A 12666-nucleotide genomic window follows, 5' to 3' on the forward strand; every position below is an offset into this window, starting at 1 on the left:
AGCCAGCGAGGGCGCGGCCCACCGACTGGCCGCCGGCGGCAAGGCCAAAGGGTTGAGCGGTCGCCACGACCGCGTGGCCCGGCTGGCGATCAGAGCGCAGGAACTGCCACTGGTCGGGCGGCCGACGCGGCCCCGACGGCGGTGGTGATGGCAGCAGCAAGATCCTGCTGGCTGAAAGGTTTGGACAGCCGGGGCAGGTCGCGCGCCGTGCTGTCGCTGAGCTCGGCATAGCCCGTGGCGACAAGGATGGGGATGTGCGGCCAGGCGGCCTGTACCTTCTGGGCCAGTTCCGCGCCGGTCATTTTCGGCATGCCTTGATCGGTGATCAGCAGGTCCACCTCCTGCCGCTCCAGCGCCTCGAGGGCCTCGCGGCCCGAATGAGCCTCCACCACCTCATGACCAAGCTCTTCCAGCATTGCCACGGTGTTCATCAACACCAGCGCATCGTCGTCGACTGCGAGCACACACAGCACCTTTCGGCCGTCCATGGGCTGGCAGGGCGGAGGGGCGACAGCTGCATCGGCATCTGCATCGGTCACCGGCAGCCAGATCGAGGCGGTGGTGCCGACGCCCGGCTGGCTCTGCAGTTCCAGATAGCCGCCCGACTGTTGGGCGAGGCCATGCACCATCGACAGGCCGAGACCGGTGCCCTTGCCGACCCCCTTGGTGGTGAAGAATGGCTCGGTCGCCTTGGCGAGGGTGTCGCTGTCCATGCCTTCACCCTCGTCGGTGACACTGAACACGACATAATTTCCCGGGCGGTCGCCTGCCTTGTGCTGGGCGGTGAGGCGCACCGTGCCGCCTTCGGGCATGGCATCGCGTGCGTTGACCGCCAGATTGAGGATCGCCGCCTCGAGCTGCGAGATATCGGTGCGAACAGCCGGCAGGTTCTCGGGAAACTCGGTGCGGATCAGGATGCTCGGGCCCAGCGAGCGGTCGAGCAGGTCACTCATCCCCTCGACTGTTGCCTTGAGGTCGACCGAGCCCATCTTGAGCTCCTGCCGGCGGGCAAAGGCCAGCATGCGCTGGGTCAGCGCCGCCCCGCGGCGCGCGCCCTTCAGCGCGTTGTCGATGAACGGACTTATGGCGGGGTCGGCCGTCATGCGGCGCTGCACGATCTCGAGGCTGCCGATAATGGCCATCAGCAGATTATTGAAATCATGCGCTATGCCGCCGGTAAGCTGCCCGATCGACTCCATCTTCTGTGACTGGAACAGCGCCTCCCGGGCGCGCTCGAGTTCCTGCTGAGTCTGATGGCGCTCCGTAAGGTCGCGCGTGATCTTGGCGAAACCGACAAGATTGCCGTTGGGATCAAGGATGCGGTCGATGACGACATGGGCCCAGAACTGGCTGCCATCCTTGCGGACGCGCCAGCCCTCGTCTTCGAACCGGCCCTCCTTGGCGGCGCGATTGAGATTGATGGCCGGCCGTCCAAGGGCCCGATCCTCGTCGGTATAGAAGACCGCAAAGTTCTGGCCGATGATCTCGCTGGGCCGATAGCCCTTGAACCGCTGCGCGCCGGCGTTCCAGTTGGCCACGATCCCCGTGGGGTCGAGCATGTAGATGGCATAGTCGCTGATCGCCTCGACCAAAAGGCGATACCGCCCGTCATCAGTGAGCGACGCGTCGAAATTGTGGGAATTGTTCATCCGGCCCTGTCCGCCCGACAAGTGTGCCGGGTACGCAGGAACTTGCGAGCAGCGCTTTGGTTGCCCCTCCGGGAACAAAAGGGACCTCGACCCTGGAGGGCCGAGGTCTCACTAGTGCACAAGGATAGGGGCGTATCCCGGTGTCGCGATGAAACCCGGGGGAGGGGTTCATCGTCCGCATGGTGCGGATACGCTAATAATGCCGCGAACAAGCTTCGGTTCCCTGATCGATTAAACTTGTCAGACCGCATGCGAGTACGGCTGTCTGAACATCCTCGTTCACACTGAGGAGCGCGTCAGATCCTGATCGCTCTGCGGGGTGCCCTCAGGGCTCGCAGCCGCCAGCACCTCGGCGGCGAATTTGCCAATCGCCCCATTGTATGTGTCGCAGCGCTCGAGAAAGCCCATGTGATTTACGTCGTCGACGATCATTGTACGTGCAGCGGCCGAACTCTGCGCGATGACGCGGCTTGCTTCAGGCTTGGTGACAATGTCCAGGGCACCGCCGACGACCAGCACCGGAACCGAGACGTTGGATAATGCCCCCGTGGCGTCCCAGCGGAACATGGCAAGGTTGCCACGGGCCTGGGCCGCAGGGGAGTTGCGGGTGGTGAGCAATGTAACTGCGTTGAGTTGGCTCCGCGTGACGTGCCTGCCGAAGCCGATGCGGTTGGCGAGGTGAGCCGAGCCGCTGAGGTAGCTCTGCCATGCGGCAAGCCATGCAAGCGGCTGCAGCGGAATTACCAGCCACATCAACGGCTCGATCAACGGCCAGCGAAGCAGGCGCCAGAGCGGGCTGAAGATCATGGTGCGCAACGGATTGGTATGCGTGGTGTTGAGCAGCACGATGCCGGCGACGCGTCGTTCGACGAACTGGGGATCGTCGCGTACCAGGGTCTGGATGGTCATGCCCCCGATGCTGTGGCCGACAAGCACCACCTTGCCGGAGGTCTCCGCTATGACCGACCGCAGGTCGGCGGCAAACGTTTCGAGTGCAATCTTGCCCTTTGAGCGGCCAAGGCCTGGAAGGTCCCAGGCAATGATGCGGAAGCGCGCCCTGAGATCCTCGACGGCATAGCCCCAAATGGTGCTGTCAAGGCCCCACCCGTGGGTCAGGATGATGGTCGGGGCTCCTGCAAGGCCATCAGTCTCGACGTAGAGGCTAGACCCCGTGGGGCTTTCGAGCGTGCGAGCCTCCGGCATTCGCGCCGGCTTCAGCAGCCTCACGTCTCGCCTGGCAAGCAAAGGCCTCAGCAGCAGTCCCCCCAGGAACGACCATGCCAGCGCGCCGACCCCAACCCATAGCGGCCAATCTTCGCGGATGCGGTGGGTCACGCCATCGGCGTCGACCAGTACCGTTCCATCGTACCATCGCCACAGAAAATAGCCCGCCGCACCTAGGACGGCGAGCGACAGCAGGCTGAACACCCAGCGCAGAATGAGAACCAGTGGCATGCAATCCCCTTGAGAGCGGAGGCCTCTCCGCCGGTGTCCAACCTGACTGGGTCAAGGAGGTTCCGTTGCTGCAACGGCGAGGCCGCTTGATGGCCAGGTACGCCGCAGCGCAGGGCATCGTCCGGCTTGCGGTTGTCGTCCGTTCGCTATCTCCAGCCCAGCAACAGGCCGATCGGGGTCAGGATCGCCGCAAGCACCAGGATCCAGAACAGCAACGTCATCATGGCGTCGGCGACGCGGAGCGGCTTCAGCTTTGCTCGTCCTGCTGATGGACACCCCAGCCCGCCGGTGGTGGGGGCGTGGCTTCCGACGGGGCGCCCGCCGACATCATCCGCAACTGATCGATCAGCCGCCGGAACGCCGCGTCGACATGGTCGAGCCGGCTGTGCGGCGGCTCGCCCTTGATCGCGGCATGGAGTTGGGTGTGGCCGCGCCGGATTTCGGCGACGAGTGCGCTGCTTTCGAAGCGGGCGAGAGCCTTGTCCTCTTCGGTGCTATAGACCGAGTCCGCCAGCGCGCGGAGGCGCGCCACCTTGCCGTTCCACCCCTGCAAAGCACCGATGAACGGCTTCAGCGTGCCGTTGGCCTGCCGCTGCTCCAGCACGCTCGTCTGGGTGTTGCGATGTTGCATGGTGTCGTGGCTTTGCATGGTGGTTCTCCGTCGATTTGAAGCTCAGGCGCCTACATGTGAGCCGCTGTCGGACACCAGGGCGGCTACCGCTGCGAGCAGTTCCTGATCGCTGAAGGGCTTCAGCATCACCCGCGCGTTGGGGAAGTGCTCGAACACCTCCTCGACGCTGGCTGCGGTGCAGAAAATGAAGGGAATGCCCCGTTGTCGCAGCCGGGCCACCAGTCCCTCCGGCTCGCCGTGCTGCAGGCGGAAGTCGATGAGTGCCAGACGAATGTCGCGCGCATCGAGCAGCGCGAACGCTTCATCGGGATGGGCAGCAATTGCCACCCGGTACCCGGCGTGGAGCAGTGGCGCCTCCATGACCGAAGCAATCAGATAGTTCGTCTCCACGACGAGGGCCGTGGGAATGGTCGGGTGGGGGATCATGCTACTTCGCCGACGCAGGAGGACCGTCCACCCCTTGGTGTGACGGCAGGCTCGATGCGCTTTGCCAGAACGCCCGGAGGCAGCGAGAGTGCCGATGAAGCGCTTGCTCGTTCGGCCTGCAAGCACCCTAGCCGCGTCCGCTAGGCCGGACATTTACAAATGACATGTCGGCGATACTCGAGAGAACGGGGCGGTGCCCATGATTGACGCGCTCTCTCCGTCGATGCCCGGTGCCCAACCTCATGGACGTAAAGTGCCGGTGGCGTTTGCGGCGGACCCACCGGCACCTGAGCGTCATCGGCCAAGGCTAGGCGCAGCGGTTTGCCCGATGACACCCATTTCGCTGGTGGCGACCCGACAGGCATCCTGCATGCAGCGATGCCCGTCGGATCTGGCTCCCGGACCAAGGGGCCGGAAGCGGTCGGGACTGTGCCCGATACTTGAGCGCGCGCGCCTACCGCGCAACGATGGTTCGAAGCAGCCTGGCGGCGACCCGCCAACACGACCCTGGCCGGCGTCAACCATGATCCAATTGCCCTGCTGCCTGGGCGTCACGTGCATGCCGCGCTTAAGCAAGAAATCCTTCGGGTAGCTGACCCGCGGACCGCTTCTCACTCTGAGGGATGCCACTGCCAATATGTGGGCAAAGGTCGGCGCCGGCGGCGCGGCCAGCGGACCTGGCGTTCTGGGGGCTCGCAACGCCACCGATCTGGCGATATTCAGATTTTCGGCCCGCATGCCAGGCAAGCGGAAGATGCAGCTGGTCTTCCGGATGGTCTTCACCGACGTTGCCGCCGCAACCTTAGTGGCCGTATCTGCTGCGAAACCGATCCCGATGACTGCCATCGTTCCGGAGATGGCGACGACGGATGGGAAGGTACCCGCGGAAATCAATGCGCTTGCCATTTTGCACCTCTTGGGAGGTGTCGGCGCCACCCCAATGGGCGGCACACCATAGGGGGCGCCGACTGGTCTTATTTTCTGCACCGTGACGCGGCGTATCGGTGCAGTTTGCCGACACTATCAGACACTGTCTGACGCCCGACTGAGTGCGAGCGTCAGCGAAATTGCAGTTCCGCAGCCCCGGACGGAACCGCCGCACAAGCGCGCGGTTTATGACGCGGAATGGGAGGTGGGAGTGGTCGCTGCCTATCAGTTGCTGGTCCATGTCGCCGTCGCGACAGCACTGCTGGCTCTCGCCATCTATGCACCGCTAATGTTCAAGAAGGGGCTGCCCCGGTGGGCAGAAATTGGCGGTGTGGCTATCGGCGCAACCTTGGCGGGCTGATCTATGCCCTGTTGACCGGGCACTGGCCCTTGAGAGGCTGATCGTTCAGACGACAAGTGAGGGATCGGCCAGTGCCGGTCCCGCCGATGTATCGAAGGCCAGCCGAACTGAGAAGGCTGCGTCGTTGCCGTGCCTCACCCGGATGACGAGTTCTTTCGACGGGCCATCGGACGGCAGCAGTTCACGGGCAAGCTCGGTCAGTGCCAGCACCGCCTGGTGACGGGCCCTTCGGTCGCTAGCGCATTCCACGCCAACGTCGTCTCGGGCCCAGCCCGCGCCATCGAAAATGTCGAAGTAATACCGCATGATAGCCTCCACCAGTAACGGAATACGTGGCACGACAAGCTTGGTTGCAATCTTGCCCTCCGCGTTTGAACACGAACTGTTGCAGCCAAGGAAAAGGGCGGTATGGTGCAGCTCGATGCATGGGCCCATAGCAGACGGCGGATGATCCGGCCTGGGGAGGAGCATCGTGCTTAGGGAGCGGTACGGCACTAGATGGATGATCGTCGCATGGCTTGTGACCGTCGCGCTCATCGCAGCCGGTATCTATCTGGTCGGCAACCTTACCCACCTGTTTGGCGGCTAAGGTCCGGTCCCTCAGCCCTGTATTAGGTTATCGAGGGCCGCAAGAAAGTCGACGACAGCAGGCATTTCACGGACGTCATCCATCTCAAGAATGAACGTCTGACGGGCCATCTCCATCTCTCTTCGCAAAGCGGCCAGCTGCATTGCGCCGGCAGCCAGTGCGTCAGCCGTTTGATGGCGAGAGTTGTGCATGGCGCGCAACTGCAGCGACTTGCTCCGCCAGCGCTTCAGGTCAGGCAGGTAAGGTGCCACCCTCTCCCTTGCCAGTTTCCGCCGAGTGATCAGCGGACTCATGACGCGCGAGGGTGACGAGTTTTCTTCGTACATTTTGAAGCTCCCGTTGCAGCCTCAAACTTCCTTAGGGTCAGCAGGTTCCGTCCGTGTCGAGGGCCGACAGCGTCGGAACCAAATCGCATTCCTGAGGTGGGAAAGCTGGCCTGAGGTTGCCTGGCCTCGGGCCCTGTGAGCCGCCGGCCCCGCTGTCCCTCCCAGCCGGGTCCGGCTTACACAGTTACAGCCAGACCCGCCGTCCATCGAATAGGGTATGTAGTCTTCCTCAAGCTCGACCCTTCGAGCTAATAGTGGAACTCCCTCCATTGCACCGCTGGATGCTCACCAAGCTGGACTTACGGCCGGCGCTGCGGGCACCCTCAAGGATCGCCTCCGGGGCCTGCAGCCCCAGCCGTCATCGGTCGGCAAGGATAGAGAGGGGCGGGGCGAGGGTGTGCGCCGGACCGCCGGCCCTTCCCCGCTCCGGAGAGGGAACAGGCTGGCTCTCCAACCGTTGTGAGGTCTCAACGGAGGTCGCGCAAATTGGCAGCTCGAGCAATCTGGAAGGGTGTCATAAAGATCGCGGAGATCGTGTGCCCGGTGTCGATGTACGCAGCCGCGTCGCAGTCGGAACGCATCTCGCTCCACATGGTCAATCGCAGCACCGGAAACCGCCTCAAGCGTCTCTATGTAGATGAGAAAACGGACAAGCCAGTCGAGCACGAGGACCAAGTGAAGGGCTACGAGACCAGCGATGGCCAATACGTGGTGCTCGAGCCCGAGGAGATCGCAGCCGCGGTGCCGAACAGTGACAAGGCTCTCACGGTCGACCAATTCATTGCCTGCAACAAAATCGAACCCACCTACTTTGACAAACCCTACTACCTGCTGCCGACCACCGACATTGGGAACGAGACCTTCGTCCTGATCCGCGAGGCGTTGCGAGAGCGAAAGGCGGCTGCAATCGCGCACGCCGTGTTGTTCCGGCGGCTGAGGCCGGTTCTGATCCGTGCACACCATGACGGGTTGATCGCAACTACGCTGAACTTCGACTACGAGGTCCGTTCCGCGTCCGACGCCTTCAAAGGGATCAAGAAGAGCAAGATCGAGCCGGAAATGCTCGATCTGGCCAAGCATATTCTCAAGACCAAGGCCGGCGAGTTCGACCCGAGCAAGTTCGACGATCGCTACGAGGAGGCTCTTGCCGATCTGGTGCAGGCCAAGATCAACGGCAAGAAGATTGTGCCACTTCGTCCTCCCAAGCCAACGAAGAAGAACGACCTGCTTGAGGCGCTACGGCTCAGCGCCGGCGCCAAGGGCGAGTCGGCGCCGCGTCGTTCTGCCAGCAAGTCGAAAACGAACAAGGCTGCGCCAGCTAAGAAAATTGCTCCCGCACAGCGAAAGGCGGGTTAGCGCCCGCCTTTGGCTTGCCGACCGGGCCTGTTCTCCAGGCTCTTCTTCAAAGCGGCCATGAGATTGATGACATTGGTGGGAGCTTCGGGCTCGGCCTGGGCCTCGGCCTTTGCAGGCTTCGATTTCCGCTTAGGCGACTCCTTGGCCTTGATGATCTCTTTGAGCTTGGCCTGCACGGGGTCTTTGACCATGTCCTTGTTCCAGGCGGTTGTGCGCTCCTCGATGATCTTCTCGACCATGCTGAGCATTTCCTTGTCGGGCTTTGCCTCGTCGACCTTCTCGAAATACTCGTCTTCATCCCGCACTTCGTCGCCGAAGCGGAGCGTCCAGAGCAATATGCCGGTATCCCAGGGCTGCAGCATCACTGCGCGCTCGCGATTGCCGAGGACGAGGCGAGAGATACCCACCACGTTCTGTTCGGCCATCGCCTCGCGAATGACGGAAAAAGCCTCTTCACCGACCTCGTCGGCCGGCACCACGAAATAGGGCGTGTCGAAATAGGTCCACTCCACGGTATCGGCCTCGACAAATTCGTCGATGTCGATGGTGCGGACGCTGTCGAGTTTCACGGCGTCCAGTTCCTCATCCTCCAGGATCACGAACTCGTCTTCGGCCTTCTCGTACGCCTTCACCTGGTGATCGTCATCCACCGTCCGCCCGGTCTCGGCGTCGACGTACCGGGTGTAGATCCGGTCACCGGTGGTGCGGTTGAGAGTGTGGAAGCGAACGCGGTTGCCCTCTGTGGTCGCCGGCGAGAGCGTCACTGCACACGTCACCAACGACAGCTTCAGGTAACCTTTCCAGTATGGTCGAACTGCCACGATCACCTCCGTCGATTAACGAGGGCAACGCCTTATGCGCACGGTTGTTCCGATGGGAGCGGTCGTAGAGCCTCACCACTTCCGAAACGCGTTAGGGCAGCGACGGCTGAGCAGGAGAGCCCGACGACTTGTCGTAGCGGGTCGCAAGCTGGGGGAACAAGGGCACTCCCTGCACAAAGCGAAGCGATGCCCAGCGCTAGTTCTGCTCGTCCTGCTGATGCACCCCATACGTTGCCGAGCGTTCGCGGTCCTCATCGAAGGTCGGTTCCTTCGTCATACGTGGCAGCTTCTCATGCACGGGCGGGGTTCGTGCAGTATTCGTCAGCTTCGGTGGAATCCGCGGGGACGGGAAACGGTCCTCCGAGTATGCCTTGGACATGGTGTCCTCCCAAGGAAAGGCCCGCCCCCTAAAAAGGAGCGGGCCGGCGGGTGTTTACTTGTCGTTCTTGTGGCTCTGGCGCCCGGCTTCCGCGTGCTGCTCCCGGGTGCCGCCCTGCGTGCCGGACGACGATTTCTCGCTGCCGGAGCCTTTGGACTGGGAGCTGCCAGACTTGTTTCCGTTACTGGACGAGTTGCCGTTGCCCGATGACTTGTTGCCGCTTGAATTCTGCGGGTTGGCCATTTTGTTTCTCCTCTAAGGATCATCCCTAGGGCAAACCAACCTTGCCGTTTGAGCTTCGTTCCGGATCAAATTACTCGGAAGATTGTCATTTGATATTGACGACCGAAACGAACTTTCTCGCCGAGGGGTATCTTTGTGCCTCAGTTGATGTCGCTCCAAAGGAGCGGAACACGAACTCTCGTGAGTGCCGCGTTCTGGCGTCGATCCGGTTTGAATCGATGTACAGGTCCCAGGCAGATCACTGATGATCGGGCCCGCAGGCGATGCGGCGACTGTTCAGTCGAGCCCGCGTCGAGCGGCAAACTCGGCAAGGAAGGATTCAAGCCGAAGCCTGAAATCGCCAAACTTGCCCGTTGGGTCCTCTGACGGTGCCGTCTTCTGGAAGTCCTCGAGCAGGGTTGCCGCCTGGGATTCCAAGTCGTCTAGCCGGCTTATGGCGCGGGACCGATGGAGGATGTGGAGGTTTGTGTCGCCCAGGGTGCGGAGAACTTCAAGAAAATCGAGACGAAGACTGCGTAGGCGGGTGGCAAAGGGTTTGATCGACGTCGAGGCGAATAACGATTCCCGAAAATGGTTCTCGTGCATGTCGGCCCCCGCGGCAGACACTACCCCACCCACTAGAGTCGAGTTGGTTGCATTTGATCAAGTTTGCGGGCAATTGCCGCGCTAACGACTGCCGCCACCTGATCGTCTGGGACCGCTTTGCCGTCGATGGTGCGATCCTGCGCAGAGGCTTCCCGACGAAGCACGCATCAAGAATATTGCTGTGGCAATGCTCACCCTGGCCTAGTCCTGGGCTCGTACATGGCTCGTAATTGCCATGGTTTGATCTCTCGTGGTCGGGAGCTTGAGAACGTCGGCAACGGACGTTGGTTCACACAACACTCTAGGTCAGCGCTGGCGCATCAGTGGCTTGGAAACCCCGCGACCAGCGGGGGCTGTTCTACCTCGGTCTGCTCGGCTGAAAGGTCCAGGCCGAGCTCTTCGGAAAGCTGCCGTTCGGCGCTCTCCCAGTAATGTTTGTCTCGCCCTTCCGGTCGGCCGTCGGCCTCCCAGAGGGCGTAGGCGCGGTCCTTGATCTGTTCGTGGGTGGTCAGTGCAGACATGGAAATCTCTATCATTGATAGCGTGGGGACATCAGTTGCCAAGCTTGCCCCACCTTCGTACGGCTGATGCCAGCGGACGTCACCGCCGGCTTGACCTCGTGGCGCCAGTCTTCTTGCTGTCGTAGCGAACTTCGAGGTCCTGGCCGCCGGCGACCATGGCGCGATCCAGCGAACGACCTCGGCTTGATTGAGTGGCGGGCATCATCGTCTCCTCTGTTTGCTTTGCGTTGCGAACGCACAAAGAGCGGGCTGGTTCAGCACTTGTCGACGGGGTCGCTGAAGCCGTTATGGTGGGGAGGGATGATTTCAGTCCGCGAGGGGTAGCGTGCAAGTTGCGGCATGGGTGTTGTTGGCGTTGAATGTTTCCGGTGCGGCGATCATGGTGAAGTACGGTCTTGCCCGGGAAGTACCGTTCGTCGGTCGCCATGACGCAGATCCGCTCATGGGTTATCTCGGCCTGCTGTTGTTCGGCAGCAGCGTTGCGATCCGCGTCGCGATTACTGCGACCAGCTAGAAGCTCTCGGTCAGGTGCAAGAGGTCCGAGGGATGTTCGAAGGATTCGAGCTCGATTTCGTTGATCTATCTGAGGCCCGCTTGAGGGTACGTCATGGTGGAAAGGGGCCGCCGGTTCTGCTGTTGCATGGCCACCCGCGCACCCACATGACCTGGGGGCAGGTGGCGGATCGTCTTGCTCCATCCTTCAGCGTGGTGTGCCCCGACCTCAGGGGTTTCGGCCAATCGAGCCACCCCGCCGATGCGCCGGATCACGCCGGATCGTCGAAGCGGGCGAAGGCGCGTGACTGTATCGAGCTGATGGCGCGGCTGGGCCATGACAAGTTTGCCATCGTCGGCCATGACCGAGGCAGCTATGTCGCTTTTCGCGCGGCCCTGGATCACCCCGACAAGATCACAAAGCTGGCCGTGCTGGACGGCGTCCCGATCGTCGAGGCACTGGAACGGTGCGACGCCCGGTTTGCCGAGCTGTGGTGGCATTGGTTCTTCTTCGCGCAGCCGGAAAAGCCGGAGCGCGCCATCCTCGCAGATCCCGTTGCGTGGTACGCGGCAACGCCCGAGTTCATGGGTGAAGAAGCCTACCGCGACTTCCGGTCTGCCACGTCGGATCCGGCCACTGTGCACGGCATGGTCGAAGATTATCGTGCCGGCCTGGGGATCGATCGAAGCCACGATGAGGCCGATCGCGCCGCGGGGAGAACCATAGCTTGTCCGACGCTGCACCTGTGGTCCAAACGCGACGACATGGAACTGCTATACGGCGATCCTCTCACGATCTGGCGACGCTGGGCGCCTGCCGTGACCGGCTACGCTATCGACAGTGGGCACCACATGGCCGAAGAAGCGCCGGACGAACTGGCGAGGGCTCTCCAGAGGTTCCTCCGGGACTGAGCCGGCTTCGGTTCGGCTTAGCCGCCGCCATAGCCGCCGATGATCGGCAGAATTTCTCCGGTGATGTAGCTCGACATCTGCGGGCTGGCGAGAAAGACATAGGCCGGCGCGATTTCCTCCGGTTGCGCCGGACGCTTCATCGGCACCTTTGAGCCGAACTTGCTGACGTCATCGGCCTCCTTGTCGGAGGGATTGAGCGGGGTCCATACCGGCCCCGGCGCGACGCAGTTAACCCGGATATGCCGCTCCAACAATTGACCCGCCAGTGACCGGGTGAAGGCGTGGATGCCGCCCTTGGTCATGGAATAATCCAGTAGCGCCGGGCTACCCTCGATGCCGGTGACCGAGCCCGTATTGATGATGGCTGAGCCCGCCTCCATCACCCTGGCTGCCGCCTGCGCCATGAAGAAATAGCCGTAGAGGTTGGTCTTCAGCGTTTCGTCGAAATGCTCTTCGCTCAGGTCCTCGATACGCTTGGTGTGGACCTGAAAGGCGGCGTTGTTGACCAAGACGTCGAGGTGGCCGAACGCCGCGATGGTCTGCTCGACTGCATCCTCGCAGAAGGCGCGATTGCGCACATCACCTTTGATCACGATGGCGCTGCGGCCCTCATTTTCGACTGCGGCCTTGGTTTCCGCCGCATCTCGGTCCTCGGAGAGATGTGCGATCACCACGTCGGCGCCCTCGCGGGCAAATAGCACGGCAACCGCCCGACCGATGCCGGAGTCGCCGCCGGTGATCAACGCTACCTTTCCGGCGAGCTTCTTCGAGCCAAGATAGAACGGCGCGTCATAGAGCGGGGCGGGATCCAGTTTGAACTCGGCTCCCGGCTTGGGCTGATGCTGCTTCGGAAATGGCGGTTCAGGGTAGGGGCGGGCGCCCGCCTGCATGGCCACTTCCCGTTTTTTTGGGGTGGCGGCATCGGCTGTCGCGACCTCTGCCTGAATGTCCCGCTGCCGCCGAGCTGTAGCTTTGGATGCCATGGTGCTCTCC

16 protein-coding genes are annotated in these 12666 nt (G+C 62.3%); 5 read left to right on the forward strand and 11 right to left on the reverse strand.

Translation table 11 applies throughout. The features are described 5' to 3' along the window. Positions 1–89: 89 nt before the first annotated feature. From AC1ROK_RS15780 to AC1ROK_RS15795, 4 genes are all read right to left on the reverse strand, one after another. On the reverse strand, positions 90–1649 hold the full coding sequence (locus AC1ROK_RS15780; protein ID WP_492848538.1) for a PAS domain-containing sensor histidine kinase: 1560 nt from the start codon (positions 1647–1649) through the stop codon (positions 90–92). Positions 1650–1928: 279 nt separating this feature from the next. Beyond that, complete coding sequence (locus AC1ROK_RS15785) at positions 1929–3104, reverse strand: alpha/beta fold hydrolase (RefSeq protein WP_492848540.1); 1176 nt, start codon at positions 3102–3104, stop codon at positions 1929–1931. Between the two features lie 247 nt (positions 3105–3351). Continuing rightward, entirely contained in the window at positions 3352–3753 is a 402-nt protein-coding gene (locus tag AC1ROK_RS15790) for a hypothetical protein (RefSeq protein ID WP_492848542.1), read from the reverse strand. Positions 3754–3777: 24 nt separating this feature from the next. Beyond that, the gene (locus AC1ROK_RS15795; RefSeq protein ID WP_492848544.1) at positions 3778–4161 is read right to left on the reverse strand and encodes a response regulator; all 384 of its coding nucleotides are present in this window, start codon (positions 4159–4161) and stop codon (positions 3778–3780) included. Between the two features lie 637 nt (positions 4162–4798). On the opposite strand from AC1ROK_RS15795, the gene AC1ROK_RS15800 reads away from it, so the two are divergent. Beyond that, positions 4799–5119, forward strand: coding sequence for a hypothetical protein (locus AC1ROK_RS15800; RefSeq protein WP_492848546.1), 321 nt, complete (start codon positions 4799–4801; stop codon positions 5117–5119). Positions 5120–5299: 180 nt separating this feature from the next. Then, the gene (locus AC1ROK_RS15805; RefSeq protein WP_492848548.1) at positions 5300–5449 is read left to right on the forward strand and encodes a hypothetical protein; all 150 of its coding nucleotides are present in this window, start codon (positions 5300–5302) and stop codon (positions 5447–5449) included. Positions 5450–5494: 45 nt separating this feature from the next. On the opposite strand, the gene AC1ROK_RS15810 is transcribed toward AC1ROK_RS15805, so the two are convergent. Together AC1ROK_RS15810 and AC1ROK_RS15815 are read right to left on the reverse strand one after the other, a co-directional pair. Then, on the reverse strand, positions 5495–5755 hold the full coding sequence (locus AC1ROK_RS15810) for a DUF6894 family protein (protein WP_492848550.1): 261 nt from the start codon (positions 5753–5755) through the stop codon (positions 5495–5497). Between the two features lie 294 nt (positions 5756–6049). Then, the gene (locus tag AC1ROK_RS15815; protein ID WP_492848552.1) at positions 6050–6364 is read right to left on the reverse strand and encodes a hypothetical protein; all 315 of its coding nucleotides are present in this window, start codon (positions 6362–6364) and stop codon (positions 6050–6052) included. 486 nt (positions 6365–6850) lie between these two features. On the opposite strand from AC1ROK_RS15815, the gene ku (AC1ROK_RS15820) reads away from it, so the two are divergent. Beyond that, positions 6851–7720 carry a non-homologous end joining protein Ku gene (ku, locus tag AC1ROK_RS15820; RefSeq protein ID WP_492848554.1) on the forward strand — a complete coding sequence of 290 codons (870 nt, stop codon included), beginning with the start codon at positions 6851–6853 and terminating at the stop codon, positions 7718–7720. Here ku (AC1ROK_RS15820) and ku (AC1ROK_RS15825) read toward each other — a convergent pair. The 4 genes from ku (AC1ROK_RS15825) to AC1ROK_RS15840 all read right to left on the reverse strand — a co-directional run bounded on the left by ku (AC1ROK_RS15825) (position 7717) and on the right by AC1ROK_RS15840 (position 10269). Continuing rightward, complete coding sequence (ku, locus tag AC1ROK_RS15825) at positions 7717–8541, reverse strand: non-homologous end joining protein Ku (protein ID WP_492848556.1); 825 nt, start codon at positions 8539–8541, stop codon at positions 7717–7719. The two genes, ku (AC1ROK_RS15820) and ku (AC1ROK_RS15825), sit on opposite strands and share 4 nt — an antisense overlap. A 433-nt stretch (positions 8542–8974) precedes the next feature. After that, positions 8975–9163 carry a hypothetical protein gene (locus AC1ROK_RS15830; RefSeq protein ID WP_492848558.1) on the reverse strand — a complete coding sequence of 63 codons (189 nt, stop codon included), beginning with the start codon at positions 9161–9163 and terminating at the stop codon, positions 8975–8977. A gap of 276 nt (positions 9164–9439) precedes the next feature. Continuing rightward, on the reverse strand, positions 9440–9748 hold the full coding sequence (locus AC1ROK_RS15835; protein WP_492848560.1) for a hypothetical protein: 309 nt from the start codon (positions 9746–9748) through the stop codon (positions 9440–9442). 320 nt (positions 9749–10068) lie between these two features. Continuing rightward, the gene (locus AC1ROK_RS15840; RefSeq protein ID WP_492848562.1) at positions 10069–10269 is read right to left on the reverse strand and encodes a DUF2934 domain-containing protein; all 201 of its coding nucleotides are present in this window, start codon (positions 10267–10269) and stop codon (positions 10069–10071) included. Positions 10270–10594: 325 nt separating this feature from the next. Between AC1ROK_RS15840 and AC1ROK_RS15845 the strand changes: the two genes are divergently transcribed. Both AC1ROK_RS15845 and AC1ROK_RS15850 read left to right on the forward strand, forming a co-directional pair. Next, positions 10595–10783 carry a hypothetical protein gene (locus tag AC1ROK_RS15845; RefSeq protein WP_492848564.1) on the forward strand — a complete coding sequence of 63 codons (189 nt, stop codon included), beginning with the start codon at positions 10595–10597 and terminating at the stop codon, positions 10781–10783. A 32-nt stretch (positions 10784–10815) separates the two neighbouring features. Further along, positions 10816–11673 carry an alpha/beta fold hydrolase gene (locus AC1ROK_RS15850; RefSeq protein WP_492848566.1) on the forward strand — a complete coding sequence of 286 codons (858 nt, stop codon included), beginning with the start codon at positions 10816–10818 and terminating at the stop codon, positions 11671–11673. 17 nt (positions 11674–11690) lie between these two features. Here the strand turns inward: AC1ROK_RS15850 and AC1ROK_RS15855 are convergent, their stop codons facing one another. Continuing rightward, positions 11691–12656 (reverse strand): SDR family oxidoreductase, encoded by a 966-nt coding sequence (locus AC1ROK_RS15855; RefSeq protein ID WP_492849245.1) that lies wholly within the window; start codon positions 12654–12656, stop codon positions 11691–11693. Positions 12657–12666 lie beyond the last annotated feature (10 nt).

It is taken from the genome of Devosia sp. GW821-FHT12F11 (assembly GCF_058806655.1).

Bases quoted from the DNA above. Each gene is read 5' to 3' on its own strand.
- AC1ROK_RS15850 (WP_492848566.1), top strand. From the start codon at position 10,816: ATGTTCGAAGGATTCGAGCTCGATTTCGTTGATCTATCTGAGGCCCGC.
- AC1ROK_RS15835 (WP_492848560.1), bottom strand. From the start codon at position 9,748: ATGCACGAGAACCATTTTCGGGAATCGTTATTCGCCTCGACGTCGATC.
- AC1ROK_RS15800 (WP_492848546.1), top strand. From the start codon at position 4,799: ATGTGGGCAAAGGTCGGCGCCGGCGGCGCGGCCAGCGGACCTGGCGTT.
- AC1ROK_RS15780 (WP_492848538.1), bottom strand. From the start codon at position 1,649: ATGAACAATTCCCACAATTTCGACGCGTCGCTCACTGATGACGGGCGG.
- AC1ROK_RS15795 (WP_492848544.1), bottom strand. From the start codon at position 4,161: ATGATCCCCCACCCGACCATTCCCACGGCCCTCGTCGTGGAGACGAAC.
- AC1ROK_RS15840 (WP_492848562.1), bottom strand. From the start codon at position 10,269: ATGTCTGCACTGACCACCCACGAACAGATCAAGGACCGCGCCTACGCC.
- AC1ROK_RS15830 (WP_492848558.1), bottom strand. From the start codon at position 9,163: ATGGCCAACCCGCAGAATTCAAGCGGCAACAAGTCATCGGGCAACGGC.
- AC1ROK_RS15855 (WP_492849245.1), bottom strand. From the start codon at position 12,656: ATGGCATCCAAAGCTACAGCTCGGCGGCAGCGGGACATTCAGGCAGAG.
- AC1ROK_RS15790 (WP_492848542.1), bottom strand. From the start codon at position 3,753: ATGCAAAGCCACGACACCATGCAACATCGCAACACCCAGACGAGCGTG.
- AC1ROK_RS15785 (WP_492848540.1), bottom strand. From the start codon at position 3,104: ATGCCACTGGTTCTCATTCTGCGCTGGGTGTTCAGCCTGCTGTCGCTC.
- AC1ROK_RS15815 (WP_492848552.1), bottom strand. From the start codon at position 6,364: ATGTACGAAGAAAACTCGTCACCCTCGCGCGTCATGAGTCCGCTGATC.
- AC1ROK_RS15810 (WP_492848550.1), bottom strand. From the start codon at position 5,755: ATGCGGTATTACTTCGACATTTTCGATGGCGCGGGCTGGGCCCGAGAC.